25 protein-coding genes are annotated in these 19,361 nt (G+C 28.5%); all 25 read right to left on the bottom strand.

Features of this window, described 5'->3' with window-relative positions:
* Positions 1 to 5 precede the first annotated feature (5 nt).
* Positions 6 to 758 carry an ABC transporter ATP-binding protein gene (locus MARPI_RS08135; protein ID WP_014297115.1) on the bottom strand — a complete coding sequence of 251 codons (753 nt, stop codon included), beginning with the start codon at positions 756 to 758 and terminating at the stop codon, positions 6 to 8.
* A 21-nt stretch (positions 759 to 779) separates the two neighbouring features.
* Entirely contained in the window at positions 780 to 1,526 is a 747-nt protein-coding gene (locus tag MARPI_RS08130; protein WP_014297114.1) for a LytR/AlgR family response regulator transcription factor, read from the bottom strand.
* On the bottom strand, positions 1,523 to 2,545 hold the full coding sequence (locus MARPI_RS10810) for a sensor histidine kinase (RefSeq protein ID WP_014297113.1): 1,023 nt from the start codon (positions 2,543 to 2,545) through the stop codon (positions 1,523 to 1,525). The genes MARPI_RS08130 and MARPI_RS10810 overlap by 4 nt, the downstream gene beginning before the upstream one ends.
* Positions 2,535 to 3,179, bottom strand: a complete 645-nt coding sequence (locus MARPI_RS08120) for a hypothetical protein (RefSeq protein ID WP_014297112.1) — start codon at positions 3,177 to 3,179, stop codon at positions 2,535 to 2,537. The genes MARPI_RS10810 and MARPI_RS08120 overlap by 11 nt, the downstream gene beginning before the upstream one ends.
* A 14-nt stretch (positions 3,180 to 3,193) precedes the next feature.
* Entirely contained in the window at positions 3,194 to 3,835 is a 642-nt protein-coding gene (locus tag MARPI_RS08115; protein WP_014297111.1) for a hypothetical protein, read from the bottom strand.
* A 13-nt stretch (positions 3,836 to 3,848) separates the two neighbouring features.
* Positions 3,849 to 4,679 carry a hypothetical protein gene (locus MARPI_RS08110; protein WP_014297110.1) on the bottom strand — a complete coding sequence of 277 codons (831 nt, stop codon included), beginning with the start codon at positions 4,677 to 4,679 and terminating at the stop codon, positions 3,849 to 3,851.
* 12 nt (positions 4,680 to 4,691) lie between these two features.
* Positions 4,692 to 5,330 (bottom strand): hypothetical protein, encoded by a 639-nt coding sequence (locus tag MARPI_RS08105; RefSeq protein ID WP_014297109.1) that lies wholly within the window; start codon positions 5,328 to 5,330, stop codon positions 4,692 to 4,694.
* A gap of 158 nt (positions 5,331 to 5,488) precedes the next feature.
* Positions 5,489 to 6,217, bottom strand: a complete 729-nt coding sequence (locus tag MARPI_RS08100) for an AIR synthase related protein (RefSeq protein ID WP_014297108.1) — start codon at positions 6,215 to 6,217, stop codon at positions 5,489 to 5,491.
* Positions 6,214 to 6,765, bottom strand: a complete 552-nt coding sequence (gene cobC, locus MARPI_RS08095) for an alpha-ribazole phosphatase (protein WP_014297107.1) — start codon at positions 6,763 to 6,765, stop codon at positions 6,214 to 6,216. Before cobC ends, MARPI_RS08100 begins: the two co-directional genes overlap by 4 nt.
* On the bottom strand, positions 6,765 to 7,505 hold the full coding sequence (gene cobS, locus MARPI_RS08090) for an adenosylcobinamide-GDP ribazoletransferase (RefSeq protein WP_014297106.1): 741 nt from the start codon (positions 7,503 to 7,505) through the stop codon (positions 6,765 to 6,767). The genes cobC and cobS overlap by 1 nt, the downstream gene beginning before the upstream one ends.
* Positions 7,506 to 7,515: 10 nt before the next feature.
* Positions 7,516 to 8,076: a bifunctional adenosylcobinamide kinase/adenosylcobinamide-phosphate guanylyltransferase gene (gene cobU, locus MARPI_RS08085; RefSeq protein ID WP_014297105.1), complete on the bottom strand. Its 561-nt coding sequence runs from the start codon at positions 8,074 to 8,076 to the stop codon at positions 7,516 to 7,518.
* 141 nt (positions 8,077 to 8,217) lie between these two features.
* Complete coding sequence (gene rpsB / locus MARPI_RS08080; protein WP_014297104.1) at positions 8,218 to 9,024, bottom strand: 30S ribosomal protein S2; 807 nt, start codon at positions 9,022 to 9,024, stop codon at positions 8,218 to 8,220.
* Between the two features lie 96 nt (positions 9,025 to 9,120).
* A complete protein-coding gene (rsfS, locus tag MARPI_RS08075; protein WP_014297103.1) occupies positions 9,121 to 9,480 on the bottom strand; it encodes a ribosome silencing factor in 360 nt (119 codons plus the stop codon).
* A gap of 15 nt (positions 9,481 to 9,495) precedes the next feature.
* Positions 9,496 to 11,322, bottom strand: a complete 1,827-nt coding sequence (gene glmS / locus MARPI_RS08070) for a glutamine--fructose-6-phosphate transaminase (isomerizing) (RefSeq protein ID WP_014297102.1) — start codon at positions 11,320 to 11,322, stop codon at positions 9,496 to 9,498.
* Between the two features lie 12 nt (positions 11,323 to 11,334).
* The gene (gene plsX, locus MARPI_RS08065) at positions 11,335 to 12,327 is read right to left on the bottom strand and encodes a phosphate acyltransferase PlsX (RefSeq protein ID WP_014297101.1); all 993 of its coding nucleotides are present in this window, start codon (positions 12,325 to 12,327) and stop codon (positions 11,335 to 11,337) included.
* A gap of 2 nt (positions 12,328 to 12,329) precedes the next feature.
* On the bottom strand, positions 12,330 to 12,515 hold the full coding sequence (gene rpmF, locus MARPI_RS08060; RefSeq protein ID WP_014297100.1) for a 50S ribosomal protein L32: 186 nt from the start codon (positions 12,513 to 12,515) through the stop codon (positions 12,330 to 12,332).
* 32 nt (positions 12,516 to 12,547) lie between these two features.
* Positions 12,548 to 13,102, bottom strand: coding sequence for a YceD family protein (locus MARPI_RS08055; protein ID WP_014297099.1), 555 nt, complete (start codon positions 13,100 to 13,102; stop codon positions 12,548 to 12,550).
* Between the two features lie 70 nt (positions 13,103 to 13,172).
* Positions 13,173 to 14,096: an RluA family pseudouridine synthase gene (locus MARPI_RS08050; RefSeq protein ID WP_014297098.1), complete on the bottom strand. Its 924-nt coding sequence runs from the start codon at positions 14,094 to 14,096 to the stop codon at positions 13,173 to 13,175.
* Positions 14,075 to 14,533, bottom strand: coding sequence for a signal peptidase II (gene lspA / locus MARPI_RS08045; protein WP_014297097.1), 459 nt, complete (start codon positions 14,531 to 14,533; stop codon positions 14,075 to 14,077). The genes MARPI_RS08050 and lspA overlap by 22 nt, the downstream gene beginning before the upstream one ends.
* Positions 14,534 to 14,535: 2 nt before the next feature.
* Positions 14,536 to 15,354: a CheR family methyltransferase gene (locus MARPI_RS08040; RefSeq protein WP_014297096.1), complete on the bottom strand. Its 819-nt coding sequence runs from the start codon at positions 15,352 to 15,354 to the stop codon at positions 14,536 to 14,538.
* Between the two features lie 11 nt (positions 15,355 to 15,365).
* On the bottom strand, positions 15,366 to 16,154 hold the full coding sequence (locus MARPI_RS08035) for a hypothetical protein (protein WP_014297095.1): 789 nt from the start codon (positions 16,152 to 16,154) through the stop codon (positions 15,366 to 15,368).
* A gap of 63 nt (positions 16,155 to 16,217) precedes the next feature.
* Positions 16,218 to 16,970 (bottom strand): YebC/PmpR family DNA-binding transcriptional regulator, encoded by a 753-nt coding sequence (locus MARPI_RS08030; protein ID WP_014297094.1) that lies wholly within the window; start codon positions 16,968 to 16,970, stop codon positions 16,218 to 16,220.
* A gap of 12 nt (positions 16,971 to 16,982) precedes the next feature.
* Complete coding sequence (locus MARPI_RS08025; protein ID WP_014297093.1) at positions 16,983 to 18,395, bottom strand: PP2C family protein-serine/threonine phosphatase; 1,413 nt, start codon at positions 18,393 to 18,395, stop codon at positions 16,983 to 16,985.
* The gene (locus tag MARPI_RS08020; RefSeq protein ID WP_014297092.1) at positions 18,388 to 18,756 is read right to left on the bottom strand and encodes a response regulator transcription factor; all 369 of its coding nucleotides are present in this window, start codon (positions 18,754 to 18,756) and stop codon (positions 18,388 to 18,390) included. Before MARPI_RS08020 ends, MARPI_RS08025 begins: the two co-directional genes overlap by 8 nt.
* Positions 18,749 to 19,303: a TIGR03936 family radical SAM-associated protein gene (locus MARPI_RS08015; RefSeq protein ID WP_014297091.1), complete on the bottom strand. Its 555-nt coding sequence runs from the start codon at positions 19,301 to 19,303 to the stop codon at positions 18,749 to 18,751. The genes MARPI_RS08020 and MARPI_RS08015 overlap by 8 nt, the downstream gene beginning before the upstream one ends.
* Positions 19,304 to 19,361: the final 58 nt, after the last annotated feature.

Raw genomic sequence — 19,361 nt, 5'->3', positions numbered from 1 at the left:
CCCCATTATAGCTCTTTTATTATGTCATCCAATTCTCCAGCACCAGTTAATTCAAGGAATAAATCCTCAAGTGATTGTTTTTCGTCTGTTTCAGATAAATGCTTTAATTCTTCCAATGTACCCTCGGCTATAAGTTTTCCTTTTGAGATAATCCCTATTCTATCACACATTTTCTCTGCTATTTCTAAAATATGTGTTGTCATAAATATGGTTGCACCTTCTTTAGCATACTTTTCTATTAACATTTTTAAAAGTTTTGCCGATTTTGCGTCAAGTCCAACTGTAGGCTCATCAAGGAATATTACTTTCGGTTTTCTCATTAATACAGAAGCCACCATTAATTTTTGTTTCATACCATGTGAATAATCTCCTATAAATGAATCGAGATAATTTATTTCAAATATTTCACATATTTCGTCAAATCTTTTTTTTGCTTCTGTTTTATCCACTTCATATATATTCATTATGAATTCTATAAATTCTGTTCCTCTAAGATTTTCGTACATTCTTGGTTCATCTGGAACTACTCCTATATTTGCTTTTATTTCAATTTCTTTTTCTTTCATGTTCATGTTCAATATTTCAACTTCACCACTTGTAGGTCTTAAAGTACCTGTTAGCATTCTTATAGTTGTTGTTTTTCCTGCTCCATTTGGTCCAAGAAATCCATAAATTTCTCCTGGTTTAATATTAAGACTTACATTATCAACTGCTGTAAAATCTCCAAATTTTTTTACTAAGTTTTTTGCTCTTATCACTAATTACACCCCCAGAATTTATTAAAATCCAAATTTTTCTTTTAATTCATGCAAATAGCTTCTTCCTATCTTTAACTCTGTGTTTTTTAAATCATTTAATTCAACGATATATTCTCTTATAAATAATCGTTTGAATTTTTTTATATAATTTATTGAAACTATATAGCTTTTATGTATTCTTATAAATACTTCTGGATCTATTTCACTTTCTAGTTGCTTTAATGTTCTGTTGTAATAATATTCCTTATTTTTGGTGCATAAAAAGACGTATTTTTCTTCCGCTTTAAAATATACTATATCCTTTTCCGGTATTACCAGTATTTCATCATTATCTTTTACTGTAAAAATCTTCTGGTAGTTCGCTTTTTTATTTATGAATTCATCGATTTCAACAATTTTTTCTTTTTTAATTCTTGGTTTTCGTTCATATATTCTTTCAATTGAGCTTTTTAATCTTTTTAAATCAAATGGTTTTAATAAATAATCTATAGCATTTTCTTCAAATGCTTTTATAGCATATTCCTGATATGCCGTTATAAATATCACAAATGGTTCATAGGAAATGGATTTTAAAACTTCAAATCCATTTTTTCCAGGAAGATTTATATCTAAAAATACAAGTTCTGGTCTTTCTTTTTCGATAAGTTCAACGCCTTCATCTCCATCAAATGCTTTACCGCATATCTGTATATCTTCAAAATTTCCCAACATCTTTTCAAGCCTATTTGAAGCATGAATTTCATCTTCAATTATAACACATTTTATCATTGTTCATTCCCCTTTATATTTTTTATTAAAATAATCACTTTTACGCCAGAAGGTTTATTTTTTAATATTTTTACTTCAGCATTATTTTTATATATAAGATTTAATCGCTCTATTACGCTGTTTATTCCAAAACCATACTGAATATTTTTATGTGTTCCTGAACCATTATCCCAAATTTCAAGAAAAAGCGTATTTTTTTCTAAGTATGTTTTTATTGTTATGATTCCTCCTTCTTTTTTTGGAGATATTCCATGAATAACCGCGTTTTCAACAAAAGGTTCCAGAATAAATGGAGGAATTTTTAATTTTAATGTTTCTTTTGAAATTTCAAAATTACATTTTAATCGACTTCCAAATCTAATTTTTTCAATTTCAAGATATTCTTTTATCAAAGATATTTCTTCCTCTACTGTACAAAAATCCTTATCTGATGAATATAATACCTTTCTATATATATCTGAAAGGTTTATCACCACCTGTTCAACCTTTTCTGGTGATGTGTACGCAAGATCAATTATGGTATTTAACGTGTTAAATAAAAAATGCGGATTTAGCTTTGAACGCAATGCTTTTAATTCAGCTTTTAACTTTTCCTGTTTTAACTTTTCATTTTCCTCTATCTTATTTTTAAGCTTATAATATATTATTATCAAAAGTAAAGTTAATATCAATACAATTATGCTATATATTAAAAGAACATACTTCTCCGTAGAAAAAAAAGTATATGATAGCAATCTTGAAATGAGGTCTTCAGCAATAAATACCCCTGAAAAAAAGCTAAATACAAAAATAAGAATTTTTATTATACGTCTTAAAAATTTTATTTCTATTTTTACTGTATGAAACAACATTTCTGTTGAGATATAGTATATTACACCTATAGTTGTAACAAATAATTCCGTAATAATCAGACTAATTTGTATATTAAAATATGGCGTATAAAGATATATAAAATATGTAATTGATAAGGCTATTAATTGTGTTATCAACAAAACCTTTAATAATCGTCTATTTTTCATCATACACCCTTTTATAATATATAGAATTTTTATACTCTTTTAATTCGTTAAAATATTTTTGAGATTTTATAGGAGAAACTTTTTTATATAATATTCCCAATTTATATAGTACTTCTCCAAAGTCATACCTTTTTAAAAATTCTTTCTTTTCCTGAACTCTTAAATATATGTATTCAAAATCTTTTAATGAAATTTCATGTGCAAAATTATATTCGGATATATCATATGCTGTTTTTGCACGAATATATCTATATGTTAAATTATCAAAATCCTCTTCTATTACATGTTTCATTTCAAGCATCCCGGTATATATATAATAATATTTTAAAGGTAAGAACCATTCATATTTTGCTTTTTTTACCAATAAGCTTCCCCTGATTTCTTTTAAAATAGCATATGAACAGGTATCTATTATTTCACTGTTTAACTCAAGCAATTTATCTATTAGTGATATATTTAAATCATTAAAATTCTTTATGTAAAAATCTTCCAGATCCTTTATGTATTCTTTTTTAAAAGGATTACTTTTAAGATTATTTTCTATTTTTTCAAACTCTTTTTCAATTGGAGTTGAAAAGGTAATAATATTTATCAGATATATAATTAAAAATATATAAATATTTTTATTTTTCACTTATCCATCCCCTTTTAAAATCCCCACATTACACCTGCACCTATTGTGTAATAATAATAATTAGTTGGTAATGTATCTTTTAAATTATATGTATTTTCTATTTTCCAGCCATCTGATGAAAAGCCATATATAAAATTACCATGTACTATTATACTAAAAAATTCAGCAAGATTTAAATATATTTTAGCCTGTGTATTTAATGCAAACATATCTGTATTTAAAGATACTATATAAGGCACTTTTTGAGGTGAATTTACGAAATCATCTATAGTATTTGCATCTCCATCAACAAATTTTTTTATTGCTATTTCGCTTCCACCAAATCCCAGACCAACTTCAAAAGATAATATTTTAAATGGATTTAAATGTGTTCCGAACATAAAGAAACCCTGATTTATACTAATTTCATATTCGCCTGTTCTTAAACTACCAGATTCACCCTGGCCTCCAATATAAATTCCATTTGCAATTCTTCCTGCACCACTGCCACCATATAATACCATTCCTCCATTAATTTTTAAATCATTTAAAGGTATTAATTGTTGCAACGAGCTTTCTGGAATAAACTGTATCTGGGAACCTCCCCAACCAAAATTAAATGCGAAAATTATACTGGTAGAAAGAATCATCATTAAAATTATTATATTTTTTTTCATAGAATTCACCTCTTTAATATTTTTTTATTTTTCCCTTGAAATCAATTATTCCGGGATTTTCTTTTTTTACATATATAATTAAATTATTTGAAATTTCATTACTTTCTAATCTACGAATTCCATCCCACATATCAAGATAATATATTTCACCACTAAGTGTTGTTGATGAAATTTTTATATTTTTTAAATTTTTACATTTAAAGTTAAGTTTAACACTTGTTCCATCTATATATAATTCATGTACATTTATTTCCCCTTCAACACTAATAGTTGTTCCATCAAGATCTATTAAATCAGCTGTTATTAGAGTATTTAAAAATTTTAAAGATGTTGTATCCATATATATCTTTTTGGTTTTAATATAACTGTTGATTATAGAAACGCTTGTTCCATCCACTTTAAATTCTGTATTGTTATTAATTTCAAAATCTCGAAATTTGATGTTCATAGAATCAATATCAAAAAATTCTGTATTTAACTTTCCATATATCTCTGCTGAAGCTGTATCTATAATTACATTTTTATATCTTTTTTTAGTCCCGATAACAATTTCAATAATGTTCTGACTTCCAAATAATGACGGGTTACTACTTCTTACTTCAACCATATTTTCTTTTTTCACAAGTATTATTTTATCTGAAAAATATATTTTATTACTTTCGGGATCAAATTTTATCCTAACCGCTGGATAATTAATCTTTATAATATCTATTCCATTAATTTCAATTGATTTATTCGGTTGTATTACCTGAGAACTCACATTATAATTTTCCAGATTAAAAGAGAAAATCATTAATATTAATGCTGTTATCGGAAATAAAAACCAATATTCTCTGATATTCATTTTGTTCCCTCCTTAATATAAGGAACCAATTTCAAGAAAGACAGAAATATCATACCATTTTAAAAAGTTATTCGTTTCACTGCTATCTCTTACTATATACAATGAAGGATCATCTTCAAAATACCATCCAGATTGAGAATATCCAAAATTATATGCTCCCTTTAAAAATAATCCAAAATGTTTTGTAAAATAAATATGCATTCCCATTGATGGAGATAATATATAATAATCTTTCGAAAGCTTTATATAATGAATAGCAGTATTATTTTTAAAATCTTCTAATGTCTTCCCACCATCAACTACTTTTAGAAAACTTTGAGTGTAATGTCCTCCTAATATCCCAAGATCCACTCCTATTTTGTTAAATATATTAAAAATATATCCAACTTTTCCTCCTTCATAAGATATTTGAAGACTATTGGTATTATTTTCCATATTCATAGTTCCTTCAATACCAAAATAAAATTTATCTACATTCATCCTAAAACCATACAAAGGATATAATACTCCATCATGTAAATCAATTGAATTATCAGGACTTTTTATTTCTGATACAGGAATATACGACATTCCCAAATAAAATCCACTGCTTCCTCCAAATACGATAAGTGATAATAAAAATATTATAATCAATAACCACTTAGGCTTCATTTTATCACCTCCACAATTACTATAATATATAAAAAATATTTTTAAAAACTTTTTCTGATATTCTGTCATTTATTGGAATAAAATTATTTTATTTCTTTTTATTCTGTCATAATACATAAAAACCGGTTTTATCACAACCGGTTTTTATGTGGAATTATTTACACTAACTTTCCTATTTCAACAACTGGAAGACTTATAGCTTTTTTTAATTCTGGAATATTTTCTTTTTTTAATGTAACCAGCACACATGTCGAAGGTCCTGCGCTTTTTGATAAATCTATTTTTATGTTTTTATTAAAAACAAATTTGTATTTCCCTGATTTTTCAATTTCCTTTATTTCATGAGTTATTCCTTTTGAACCAACTGGTATCATCTCATGCACAAATTCCAGATTTCTTATTTTTAATATATCTTTGATTGTCACAATATCCCTACTTTTTAGCACTTCTTCTCCAACACGCGGAATTCCAATTGCAACACAATAATCATTTTTATTTGATACAAATTCTATACCTTTATTGGTAATTCCTATAATTGTCACACCTATTCCGGTTTGAACGGTAGGAAAATTTTCTTCGGTACTGCCTGTTATAATATTTTCTTCAATATTTATTTCCTTTAATAATTTTTTTATTCCATTTATAATCTTTTTTCCTGTATTATTCATTTCAACAGAAAGAGTATTAACTACAACTATTGGTTTAGCACCATAAGAAATAATTTCAGCCATTGCAACATGAGTAGCATAATATCCAACTATTTCAGGTTCTGTTTTTACTATATCAAATTCTTTATCACCTACTGCCCCTGAAGAATCGCAGGCTATTACAAGTTTTTTATTTTCCATATCAATAATAGTTAAATCTCTAAATTTTTTTATTTTCATTTTATATTCACCTCTATATATTTTCCATTTTCACATTGTATCTCCCACATTTTATCAATATCCCAATTATATATTTTTGTTAATATTACTCTAATTACACCAAGATGAGTAACTATTAGATATGTCTTATTTGCACCTTTTTCGATGCTTTTCAGGAAATAAGAAATTCTTTCATTAAAATCTTCAAAACTCTCACCTTCAGGAAATTTAAAGGTCTTATAATTATCCAACCATTGTTTACATTCATCAGGAAATTCTTTTTCTATTTCCTGGAAGGTTTTTCCTTCAAACTTTCCAAAATTAATTTCTTTTAATTCTTCATATACTCTCACTTTAATTTTCTTCTGTTCAGCAATTATTTTTGCAAGATTATATGCTCTTGGCAATGGGCTGGTAAATACCCTATCAACAGGTATTTTTTCCAATTCTTTTACTATATTTTTCATCTGTAATTTCCCTTTTTCAGTTAATGGATAATCTTTCCAACCATTAAATATACCTTTTATATTTGCTACTGTTTCTGGATGTCTTAGCAATAATAATTTCATTAATTTACTCCTAATAAAATTATATATGATAAAAATAAATATATTCCTTGAGATGATTCTATAATTAACCCGGCTATATCTCCTGTTATTCCGTTTATTCTTTTTTCAATATACTTTAAAATCACAAACGAAAATATGTATGTTCCTATAACGGCAAAAATTAATTTTATGTTTAAGAAAACAGCTACTAAAATTACCATTAAAAATGAAATTATGGATTTTTTTAAATTACAATTGTCTATAAAAATATTTCCTAATCCATCCTTTTTACCTGCATATATTGTTATTGAGGATATAAATATAAGCACACTTCTACTAACCATAGGCATTATAATTACAGAATATGTTGAATAATAACTCATAAGGATTTCAAATCCCAAAACAATTAATAGCCCAATCACTCCAAATGTTCCTATTCTACTGTCTTTCATAATTTCAAGAATTCTTTCTTTTTTTCTATTGCTAAACAACCCATCAAAACTATCTGCAACACCATCAAGATGTATTCCACCTGTAATCCATATATAAAAAATCCATGTAAAAAATATCACTATATTTCTATCAATATAATTGGATAATTTCAATATTAAAAACATAAGTTCTCCTATAAATAATCCTATAATTGGAAAAAATATTATTCCCTTTTTAAAGTACTTTTCAGAAAATTCAAATTCATATTTTATTGGTATTCTTGTAAAAAAGGTTATTATAAGAATTATCCCTTTCATAATATCTTTCATTTTTACACCCCTATTTTAATTTAAGTGGTATACCTGAAATAGTGATATATACTTCATCTGCTCTTTTGGCTATATATTGATTCACTCTTCCTGCAATATCTCTGAAAATATTTCCAGACATATATGCCGGGACTATACCCATTCCCACTTCATTTGTTACTATTACTATATATTTATTATATTTTCTCACTAAATCCAATATAACCTCAACTTCTTTTATAATCTTTTCTTCTATATTTTCAAGCTTTTTATAGTCAATGTTTTCAAAATCTATCTTTTCATCCATTAAAATATTGGTTATCATTAGAGTAATGCATTCAAAAATAATCCCATTTGCATTTAAGAATTCTGGTTTTCTCTCAATATTTTCAAAGTTTTTGTATTGTTCTATTGTTTTCCATGTTTTTGACCTCATTTCCTGATGTTTTTTTATTCTATCTTTCATTCCTGCATCAAAAGGTATTGCAGTGGCTATATATAAGATATTTTTATATTTTTTGCTTATTATTTCCTGCGCAAATGTACTTTTTCCACTACGAGCTCCGCCTGTAATTAAAATAATTTTGGCCATTTTTCACCTCTTTATTTTATTATTAACTCATTTATTTTTCATTTAATCAACTAATATTATATCATGAATATTCAGTTTATGTATATAATATAAAAAATCCCGAGAATAAAATATTCTCGGGATTTATGTTAATTGTTATTATTACTCTTCTTCTTCAACAACATCTCCGTATTTTTCTTCTGCTTCTACTTTAGCTTTTGTTACTTCTTCTACTGCATCTACAACTTCTTCTTCTGCTGCTTCTGCTGCAGCTTCTTCTCCCATTCTTCCTTCTCTTCCTTCGATGTATGCATCTGCAATTTTTGAAGAAATTAATTTTATTGCTCTAATTGCATCATCGTTTCCTGGAATTACTATATCTATTGGATCAGGATCACAGTTTGTATCAACTAAAGCAATGATAGGAATACCTAACATATTTGCTTCAGCAACTGCAATTTGTTCCTTTCTTGGATCGATTAAGAATAATAAGTCAGGAATTCTTTTCATTCCTCTTAAACCACCAAGGTTTTTGTCAAGTTTTTCGTATGTTTTCTTGATTTTACTCTGTTCTTTTTTAGGTAATTTTTCAAATTCTTCTGAATTTACAAATTCATCTAATTCTTCTAATTTTTTAATTCTCTTTTTGATTGTTGGGAAGTTTGTTAATAACCCCCCTAACCATCTGTTATTTACGTAGTATGCTCCTGCTCTTTTTGCTTCTTCAGCAATAATTTGCTGTGCCTGTTTCTTTGTACCAACGAACATAATAACCTTACCTTCTGCTGCTTGATCTCTTACAAATTCGTAAGCTTCTTCTACAGCCTTTAATGATTTTTGTAAGTCAATGATGTAAATGCCTTTTCTTTCTGTGAAAATATAAGGTTTCATTTTAGGATTCCATCTTCTTGTTCTGTGACCGAAGTGAACACCTGCTTCTAATAACTGTTTCATGCTAATAACTGCCATTTAAAAACACCTCCATTTTGGTTTTTACCTCCGCCGTTTTTCTGGCTTCCGACCCTTTTAAGGGCACCGGGGAAACCATATACCCGGCGTGCGAGGTTAATCTATTTTAATTCTTTCTGATTCCACCCATAATCCTTCTAAATCATAAAATTCTCTTGCTTTTTCACTAAATAAATGAACAACTATGCTACCGCCATCAACTATAATCCAATCTGTTATTCTATCTCTATCGTAATATAATAATTGATGATCATTTTTCTTAAACTCTTCAACAACAGCTTCTTTTATTGCATTTAAATGTGTTTCTGAATTTCCTGTTGCAATTATAAAGTAATCAACAAGAAGAGGGCTGTTTTTCATATCCAATACTTTTATATTTATTCCGTCTTTTTCATCAATTACTTTATATATTTTTTTTGCCAATTCAAAAATTTCCTCTTCTGATTTTATCTTCACTAATTTTCACCTCCATTACTCTACTGTAACACTTTTGGCAAGGTTTCTTGGTTTATCAGGATCTAACTTCCTTAATACTGCTACATAATATGAGAATAACTGTATAATCGGCGCTATTACTAATGGATATAACGCTTCTTCTGCTTCTGGTACAAATAGATATTCATTTGTAAGTTCTTTTATTTCGTCGTTTCCTTCTGTTGTTATTGCTATTATATTTGCGTTTCTTGCTCTTGATTCCATTAAGTTTGATTTCATTTTTTCATATAATGAGTCTTTGGGTATTATTGCAAATACTGGAAATTGTTCATCTAATAATGCTATTGGTCCATGTTTTAATTCTCCTGCCTGATATCCCGCTGCATGTATATAACTGATTTCTTTGAGTTTTAACGCTCCTTCTAATGCTGTTGGATATCCAAATCCTCTTCCTATATACATCATGTGCTGATAATTTACATATTCTCTTGATAGTTCTTTTACTTTTTCTGCATTTTTTAATACTTCTTCATATATTTCTGGCATTTTTTCTATATCTGATAATATTTTTTCTATTTCTTCTGTTAATCCTTCTGTTATTTCTATTATTTTTGCACCCAATGCATATAATATTGCTATTTGTGCTGTATATGTCTTTGTTGCTGCTACTCCTATTTCTGGTCCAGTATTCATGTATATTGCACCATGTGATTCCCTTGGTATTGTTGATCCAAATACATTGCTTATTGTTACTACTTTACTTCCTTTTTCTTTTGCTATTCTTATCCCTTCTAGTGTATCTATTGTTTCTCCTGATTGGGATATTGCTATTACTAATGTATTTTCATTTACATGTGGATTCATGTACCTGAATTCTGAGGCTACTTCTATATCCACGTCTATTTTTGAATATCTGTTCATGAAGTATTTAAATGCTAATCCTGCATGATAACTTGTCCCACAGGCTACTATGAATATCTTTTTTAAATCTTTTTTTATGAATTCTTCTAATTCTTTTATTTCTGATATTATTGGTTTCCCATTTTTTATCCTTCCAGCTATTGCCGATTTTAATGCTTCTGGTTGTTCAAATATTTCTTTTAACATAAAGTGTTCGTATCCGCCTTTTTCTGCTGCTGCTTCATCCCAATCTATGTGTACAGGTTCCTTTTCTATTTTTTCACCATTTACGTTATAAAATTCTATCTTTCCTGGTTCTAATACCGCCATTTCATTGTCATTCATAAAATATACGTCTTTTGTATATTTTAATATTGGTGTCACGTCTGATGCCAATAATGAATAATTTTCATTATGTGCAACTACTAACGGACTTCCTTTTCTAACTGATACTATTTTCTTTTCTTCAGCATGTATTACTCCTATGGCATATGCCCCATCTAATCTTTTTATTGCTTTTAATACCGCTTCAAATAAATCTCCCTCATAATATTCTTCGACTAAATGCGCTATTACTTCTGTATCTGTTTCTGATTTAAATTTATGTCCTTTTTCTTTTAATTCTTCCCTTAATTCCTGAAAGTTTTCTATTATTCCATTATGAACCAATGAAATTTTTCCTGTACAATCTGTATGTGGATGTGCATTTTCATCTGTTACTCCTCCATGCGTAGCCCACCTTGTATGTGCGATACCTATATTTATTTCTTTTTCTAATTGAGAGTTTAATTCTTTTCTTAGATTTTCTATTTTCCCTGTTTTTTTAACAAGCTCTACCTTCCCATTATTTGAAAATGCTATTCCTGCAGAATCATATCCTCTATATTCTAATTTTTGTAATCCATTTATTATATCCTTTACTTTTGCTTCTTTTTTCCCTACAAGTCCCACAATTCCACACATTTTTAATTCCTCCTATAACAATTCCTTTATCTTTGACACTATATCTTCTTCCACTGCTTTTTGAGCTACTTTTAGTGCATTTGCAATGGCCTCAGAATCAGAAGAACCATGTGCCTTTACAAGTATTCCGTTAATCCCTAAGAAGAAGGTTCCTCCGTATTGTCTATAGTCAAGACTGGATTTTAAGCCTTTTAATGCATTTTTCATTAATAACGCACCTATTTTTGCAAAAAATCCACCTTTTGATATTTTTTCCTTTAATTCAGAAAGAATATAATATGCTGTTCCTTCTACTGTTTTTAAAACTGTATTTCCTGTAAAACCATCTGTAACTATTACATCTACATTTTCTTCAAAAATGTCTCTTCCTTCAACAAATCCATCATATACTATTTTTGAATCTTCTTTAAATATTTCTGAAACTTCTTTAACCAATTTTGTTCCTTTTTCCTCTTCGGTTCCTATATTTAATATTTTTACTTTTGGATTTTCTATTCCCAGAAACTTTGCAAAGGCAATTCCTTCTTTTGCCAACGAAACAAAATGTTTTGGTTTTAATTCTGCATTTGCTCCGCCATCAACAAGAACTCTTACCTTTCCTTTTTTCCCAGGTAATGGTATTACCAATGCTGGTCTATCAATTCCCTTAATTCTACCACAAACAAATGTTCCCGCTGCCAATAAAGCGCCTGTACTTCCAGCACTAACAAATGCATCTATTTCACCATTTTTCATCATTTCATTACCTATATAAATAGAACTTGTTTTTAGTTTTAATACATCTGTTGGTTTGGTATTATTGGTAACTGTGTTTTCTGCTTTTATAAATATAAATTTTTTATGTAATTCTTCTGGTATTTTTTCTTTTAAACTTTGATCTCCCCCAATTAAGTATACAGAATCGACAAAGTTATTTTTTAATGCAAAAATCGCGCCCTCAAGTGTAGCGTTGGGCGCGTTATCTCCACCAAATAAATCCAAGCCGATTCTGGCTTTTTCAGGCATTATTATTCTCCTATTTCTAAGATCTGTTTTCCGTTATAGTATCCGCAGTTTAAACATACTCTGTGGGGGAGTTTTGGTTCGCCACAGTTTGGACATTTTACTACATTAACCTTTACTGCTTTGTATAAATTTGCTGCTCTTCTTCTGTGTGTTCTTGCTCTTGATGTTTTTTGCTTAGGTACAGCCATTTATAATCCCTCCTAAAATTTATTTATTTTTATTATTCTTCGTCGCCAAATATATCAAGCAATTTAGCCATTCTTGGATCTATATACTGCTCTTCATGTTTATGATCTGGATTTTCGTTTAAATCTATCCCGCATATTGGACATAATCCTTTACAATCTTCTTTACACAATGGTTTTTCTGGAATTTCCATCATTATTGCTTCTATTATCCTATCGGTTATATCAACCTTCATATCAGAATAGAATATTATGTTATCCAGTGTTTCCAATTTTTCATTTTTGGTGAATATATCCTGAAGCCTATCGTCTATATAATATGCTTCTATCTCACCATTTATATCCTGCTCATATTCTTTTAAGCATCTTGAACAGACAAGTTTTACAGTTGTTTTTAGATTACCTTTTAATATATATCCCTGAGATGTTTTTGTTATATCAAATTGTATTTTTATAGGTTTTACTATATCCACTACACCTTCTGGTGTATCTAATTTTTCCCATGTTATTTCAAATGTATATTCTTCTTTTTCTTCTATTTTATCAAGATCATATATTAATTTTTGGTCATGTAATTTATCATTTAACATAAAATAACACCTCGCGCTTTATTTTACGACAATATCTTTTAATATATAACAAGAGTATGTTAATTTTCTGTTATAATTTTTCTATATTGACAATAGCTTTTTTAAAATCTTCTGGTAATGGTGCCACAAATTCCATCCATTCACCGGTTCTCGGATGAAAAAGACCTAATTTTAATGCATGAAGCATCTGTCTTTTTATTCCATATTTATAATCTTCATATGCTTTACCATATACTTCGTCACCAAACAATGGATGCCCAATATATTTAAAATGTACTCTTATTTGATGCGTCCTTCCTGTTTTAAGGTGTATCCATGCAAGCGACGCTTTATCTCCAAATTCTTTTATTATTTTATATACCGTAATTGATTCTTTTCCTCCCGGCACAACCGCCATTTTTATTCTTATTTGAGGATGTCTCGCAAGTGGTTGATTTATTTCACCCTGCTTTTTCTTTAAAATACCTTTTACCAAAGCTATATATGTTTTTTTAGTTTTTCTATCCTTAAACTGAGCACTTAGCGATTGATGTGCTCTATCATTTTTAGCAACTACAATTGCACCTGAGGTATCTTTGTCCAGTCTATGAACTATACCCGGTCTAATTTCTCCGCCTATTCCCTGTAAATCTTTGCAATGATAAAGTATAGCATTTACAAGTGTTCCACTAACCTTATTTGCAACTGGATGAACTATCATTGAAGGTGGTTTATTTATTACTATAATATCTTTGTCTTCATATATAATATTTAAAGGTATGTTTTCAGGTAACACCTCTATTGTTGGTGGTTTATCTGGAACTTCTATTGAAACCACTTCACCATTTTTTACTTTATATGATGGTTTTTTCAGTTCTCCATTTACTATTATTTGCCCCTGTTTAATAGCTTTTTGAACATATGTTCTTGATATCCAATCAGGAACCTTTTCCACTACAAATTTATCAAGTCTCCACCCATCTTCTCTATTAGTTACCAGGAAGTTTTCTTCCACGTATAATTTCTCTCCTTTTTTATAAAATATATTGCCAGTAAAATACCTCCAATTGTAACAAATGAGTCAGCAACATTAAAAACTGAAAAGTATTTTACACTAAACATATCAACAACATATTCAAATCTTATTCTATCATAAAGGTTTCCCATAGCTCCCCCTATAATAAAAACCGTGGCTATGTCAAATAATAACGACTTGTTATTATTCATATAAATTTTTCTATAAATATATATAATTGTCACAATTATCGTTGAAACTAATCCAAGATAAAAGGAATGGCCTTTTAACATTCCAAACGCCATTCCTGTATTTGTTACATATGTTAATGTTATATAATCTCCTATTATCTCTATGTTTTTTCCAATAAGATATTCTCTGGCAAGTACTTTTGTAATTTGATCTAAAAACAAGATTATAGGTATTAACCAGTCCAAGTTTAATCACTCACTTTTTGATAGAAGAACGGTTCAATTACTTCGAGGCCAAGACTTCTATAATTAAAAATTCTTTCTGTTGAACCAACGAATAACACTCCACCTTTTCTTAATGAAGCTGCAAAATTTTTATATAATCCATTTTTAGCTTCCATATCAAAATATATTACAACATTCCTACATACAATAAGATCAAGATTTTTTTCAAATGGATCCATTAATAAATTATGTTGTTTAAATACAACTCTTGATTTTATTATTGGAGATACTTCATATGAATCAGGCCCAACCTTTTTAAAGTATTTATTCTTTAGATCTTCTGAAATATTCACGAGCGATCTTGAAGAATAAACTCCTCTTTTAGCTTTTGCAATAACAAATTTATCAAGATCTGTAGCCATAACTTTTATGGTTTTTGGCGCTTTTAATTCTTCAAGTATTATGGATAATGTGTACGGCTCTTCACCTGTTGAACAACCTGCACTCCATAATTTGGTTTTTGATCCACTTTCTTTCATTAAACGCGGTAAAACATTTTTCTTTAAATATTCCCATTTTTCTGGATTTCTGAAAAATTCTGTAACGTTTATTGTGAGTTTATCAAGAAATTCATCCCATTTCTTAGGATCTTTTTTTAAGTCATTGAAATATGTTTTATAATCTTTATAAGAATATTTCCTCATAATCATGTCTATTCTTCTTCTAACCCTATGCTGTTTATAACCCCTTAAATCAAGTTCAAAATGTTTCGCTATGTTGTCCAATAGCCATTTATATTCGTTGTCATCATATGGTGATGTGTAAAGGCTTTTTTCGTTCATACTTATTCCTCCTACATTTCTAAATTAAAAGTAATTCCATAAACCTTTTTAGGCAGTATTGTAAAATATATTCTATCTTTTATTATTGGAATATTTATTTCAAATTTTCCAGAATTTATATTAAAAAATTCACTGTATATATTATTTTCATTTTTGGACAAAAATGTATATTTTAAATTTATATTTTTATTTATGATTTCTACATCTATCTCTTCTTTTGAAAAACCTATCATCCATGTATTTCCAACTACTAAAAAAATTCCATAATTATATTTTTTATTAATTGAATTTGAAAAAAAACCCACTTTAAGTTCAGATCCATTATAATAATATCCAATTGCTAATTCAGAAAAATTCGATGAATTTATCCAGTAATAAAAGTTGTTTTTTCCATTATACAAATTTAATCCCAACATTCCATTTGAAACTACATATGCCACTGGATATTTATAAAACGCATTTTCGAAAGTTATTATAAACGATTCATTTACCCATTTAAAATAATTATAATCATCAAAATTTGGATTTTTATATTTATACTTTATACTAAAACCGGGTTGTGAGAAATCAAGATATTTTAAAACTTTGTTTAATTCAGAAACTTCAATATTATTTTCAAAATTTTCAGCCTTTAAATCTATATAAAAACTTAACCCGGCAACATATAAGTCTGTTGCTTCAAATGTAAAGTCAAATGTTGTTCTCAAATCACCATTATTTTTATATGTAAATTGTATGTTCTTTGAAAATGTAATTATTCCTAATGTTATCATTATTATTATAACAGATATTCTTTTCATTTTGACTCCTCATTTTATTTTTATTAAAAATAAAGGGGCATAGATGCCCCTGAATTATTGAAATTACATTTTTTGTGCTAATCTTTCCATTTCTTCATCATCAATTTCAAAATTTGCAAATACTTCTTGAATATCATCGCTATCTTCAAGAGCATCTATTAACTTTAACATTTTTTCAGCATCGCTACCTGCTATCTTTACTGTATTTTTAGGAATATATGTTAATGATGCTTTCACTGTAAAGCCTTTATCTTTTAATGTATCTCTTACCTGAACCATATCTTCTGGTGCAGCTATTACCTGTATTGTTTCGTCTTCTATAACATCTTCTGCTCCCGCATCTAAAGCTTCCATCATAAATTCGTCAAGATCTGCTACTTCTTCTTTTGGAACTGTAATCATAGCTTTTCTTTCAAAATTCCATGCAACAGCTCCACTTTCAGCAAGACTTCCTCCATTTTTTGAAAGAATATGTCTTACTTCTTGAGCAGTTCTGTTTTTGTTATCTGTTAATGCTCTCATTATTATTGCTACACCTGCAGGACCATAACCTTCATACATTATTTCTACATAAGAATCTGCATCTGTTCCTCCAGCACCTTTTTTAATTGCAGCTTCAATCTTATCTTTTGGCATATTTGCATCTTTTGCTTTTTCAATAGCTGTTCTCAATCTTGGATTTGCTTCTGGATCATCTCCACCTTCTTTAGCAGCAACTGTTAATTCTCTGATTAATTTTGTAAAGATCTTTGACCTTTTTGCATCCTGAGCTGCTTTTCTATGCTTTATATTTGCCCACTTGTTGTGACCTGACATAATAAAACCTCCTTATACTTTTGATTTAACTATCATTATTGTAGTATCATCGTGTTGTGGCGCCCCGCCAACAAATTCATCGAGTTTCTTTATAATTCGTTCCAGCGTTTCTTTAGAACTTAATTCTCTCGACTTAACAAATAATTCCGTGAGTCTCTCTAATTCAAATTCTTCTTTTTCCATATTTCTTGCTTCAGTTATACCATCTGTGTAAATAGCTATATTAATTTCATTCTCATATTCTAATGTTTGACTTTCAAAGAAAAAACCATCCATAATTCCAACAGGCATATATTCAGCTTCAAAACTAAGTAATTCTCCGTCTTTTATTATCAATGTCGGATTATGCCCACAATTTATCATTTCCAGTTTCTTTTCTTTGTAATCAAGAATAATGAATATTGCAGTAACAAACCTATCCTGCGGAATTTCTTTTGAAATGTAATTGTTTAATTTATATACTATAGTTGTTAGATCGTTATTAGACTCCAGTTCGTGCCTTAAAATAGATCTAAATGATGTCATAATCAATGCTGCAGGTACGCTTTTACCTGAAACATCTGCAAGAACTAAAAATGCCTTGTCATCATCCATTTTTACAACATCATAATAATCTCCACCTATATCATATGCTGGTCTATAAAATGCATGAATATCCACATTTTCAAATTCCGGTAAAGTTTTTGGAAGTAATGATTGCTGAATCTCCGAAGCTATTCTCAACTGTTCTTCTAATTTTTCCTGTTCAATTTTTTTGTTTAAGAAATCTAAAGTATCATAACTAAAAGCTATTTGTTCCGCAACAGATTCCATTATTTTTCTATTACCTGCTGTAAATAATCCTTTACTTGAACCATAAAAAAGGAAGAATCCCCATACTTTCATTCTGGATTCTATTGGTATAAACATTATAGGTACTTCTTCATGAGTTATTGGATGTTTTTCAAGAATTATAGGTTTTATTTTACCTTCGGCATTTAAGTAATCTATTATTTGAACTGTTTTTTCAAAATCCAATATGGTAAAATCAGCATGCAGTATACTAAAATCTTTTCGTGGAGGAAAATCGGAAAATTCTCCCACAATAATATCATTATAGCTTATTATATCTTTAATTCTTTTTATTATACTTTCCATCGAACCATGTGGATCTAATGTTTCATTTAAAATTTTACCTATATCAAGAACAGCGGTTAATTCTTCATATAGTTTGGATAACTCTTCAACCTGTGCTTCAAGTTGAAGCGAAAATTCCTCTAATTGCGTTCTATAACTTTCCCCTTCTTCAAAAAGCACATCTATCAAAACTTCTATACGTTTTTTTATTTCTTCTAAATCTTTGGGTTGATCTTCTTTTTTATAATATGCCAGCTTTTCGTTTAATTTGTTATATATTTCAAGTCCATACTGGGTACTTTTATCCATTTCCCCCCACCGCCTGTTTTATTATATCCACTATATTTTTAGGGCTAAATGGTTTTGTTGCAACTTTAAAAGCTCCTAATGAAAGAGCTAATTCCTCATCTTCTTCCCCACCTTTTGCTGTAAGAACAAGTATTGGAAGGGATATATTTTCTTCTTTTAATTTTTTTAAAACAGTAAAACCATCCATTTTGGGCATCATAATGTCCAAACATACTGCATCAGGTTTTAATTCTTTTATTTTTTGAAGTCCTTCTTCACCATCCCTTGCTTCGTGAACTTCAAAACCTTCTTTTTTAAAATTAAAATTTAATATTTTTCTCAACACATCAGAATCATCTACTATAAGGATTTTTTTACTCAATTTTCTCCCCCCAAATCGCATCATATACTATGGGATAAAACAAAAAGTCTTCTTTTGTATCGGAAAAAGTTTTCCATATATTATATACTTTATTGTACTCCTGTTTATATTTTAACACATAAATCCCTTTTTTGTTTATATAATATTCAAAATCAATAAATCGCTCTTTCATTTTGTTATATTCTTCAATAAATTTATCGAACAAATTTCTGGAAAGATAAACCCTGAAACTGTAATATTTTATTTTTATTTTAAAGTTATCCTCCACCTTTTTATAATCTAATAATCTAAATCCTTCTGACATAAAATCATTTAATCTGGAAAAATCATATTCTTCTATTGTATTAAGGGTTACATATAAGCTTCTATTTATATATCCCAGAGGAATAGCCTGGGCTATACTCATTTTTGGTTTTGAATGAAAACCTTTTGTAAATTCCATTTTTATTTTAGCACGTCTAAAGATACGTTCTATTTCTTCCAGTGTATCATTATGCGAAATATAAGCAGATTTCCCGGATTTCTTAAATCTCAAAAGATATTTCAAGTTCCCACTCCCAATATGATATAATATTAATAGCGTTTTTATTATATACTACTTTTAT

It is taken from the genome of Marinitoga piezophila KA3 (assembly GCF_000255135.1).
GTDB classification, from domain to species: domain Bacteria; phylum Thermotogota; class Thermotogae; order Petrotogales; family Petrotogaceae; genus Marinitoga; species Marinitoga piezophila.
The sequence above is the reverse complement of the archived record's forward strand: the minus strand, read 5'-3'. Positions and strand labels throughout refer to the sequence as shown.

Coding starts and splice junctions, on each gene's coding strand:
- MARPI_RS08100 (WP_014297108.1), bottom strand. CDS start 6,217: ATGAAAATAAAAAAATTTAGAGATTTAACTATTATTGATATGGAAAAT.
- rpsB (WP_014297104.1), bottom strand. CDS start 9,024: ATGGCAGTTATTAGCATGAAACAGTTATTAGAAGCAGGTGTTCACTTC.
- cobS (WP_014297106.1), bottom strand. CDS start 7,505: ATGAAAGATATTATGAAAGGGATAATTCTTATAATAACCTTTTTTACA.
- MARPI_RS08105 (WP_014297109.1), bottom strand. CDS start 5,330: ATGAAGCCTAAGTGGTTATTGATTATAATATTTTTATTATCACTTATC.
- cobU (WP_014297105.1), bottom strand. CDS start 8,076: ATGGCCAAAATTATTTTAATTACAGGCGGAGCTCGTAGTGGAAAAAGT.
- MARPI_RS08040 (WP_014297096.1), bottom strand. CDS start 15,354: ATGAACGAAAAAAGCCTTTACACATCACCATATGATGACAACGAATAT.
- MARPI_RS10810 (WP_014297113.1), bottom strand. CDS start 2,545: ATGAAAAATAGACGATTATTAAAGGTTTTGTTGATAACACAATTAATA.
- MARPI_RS08025 (WP_014297093.1), bottom strand. CDS start 18,395: ATGGATAAAAGTACCCAGTATGGACTTGAAATATATAACAAATTAAAC.
- MARPI_RS08115 (WP_014297111.1), bottom strand. CDS start 3,835: ATGAAAAAAAATATAATAATTTTAATGATGATTCTTTCTACCAGTATA.
- cobC (WP_014297107.1), bottom strand. CDS start 6,765: ATGAAATTATTATTGCTAAGACATCCAGAAACAGTAGCAAATATAAAA.
- glmS (WP_014297102.1), bottom strand. CDS start 11,322: ATGTGTGGAATTGTGGGACTTGTAGGGAAAAAAGAAGCAAAAGTAAAG.
- MARPI_RS08110 (WP_014297110.1), bottom strand. CDS start 4,679: ATGAATATCAGAGAATATTGGTTTTTATTTCCGATAACAGCATTAATA.
- rpmF (WP_014297100.1), bottom strand. CDS start 12,515: ATGGCTGTACCTAAGCAAAAAACATCAAGAGCAAGAACACACAGAAGA.
- MARPI_RS08030 (WP_014297094.1), bottom strand. CDS start 16,970: ATGTCAGGTCACAACAAGTGGGCAAATATAAAGCATAGAAAAGCAGCT.
- plsX (WP_014297101.1), bottom strand. CDS start 12,327: ATGCCTGAAAAAGCCAGAATCGGCTTGGATTTATTTGGTGGAGATAAC.
- MARPI_RS08130 (WP_014297114.1), bottom strand. CDS start 1,526: ATGATAAAATGTGTTATAATTGAAGATGAAATTCATGCTTCAAATAGG.
- MARPI_RS08035 (WP_014297095.1), bottom strand. CDS start 16,154: ATGAAAAGAATATCTGTTATAATAATAATGATAACATTAGGAATAATT.
- MARPI_RS08055 (WP_014297099.1), bottom strand. CDS start 13,102: ATGTTAAATGATAAATTACATGACCAAAAATTAATATATGATCTTGAT.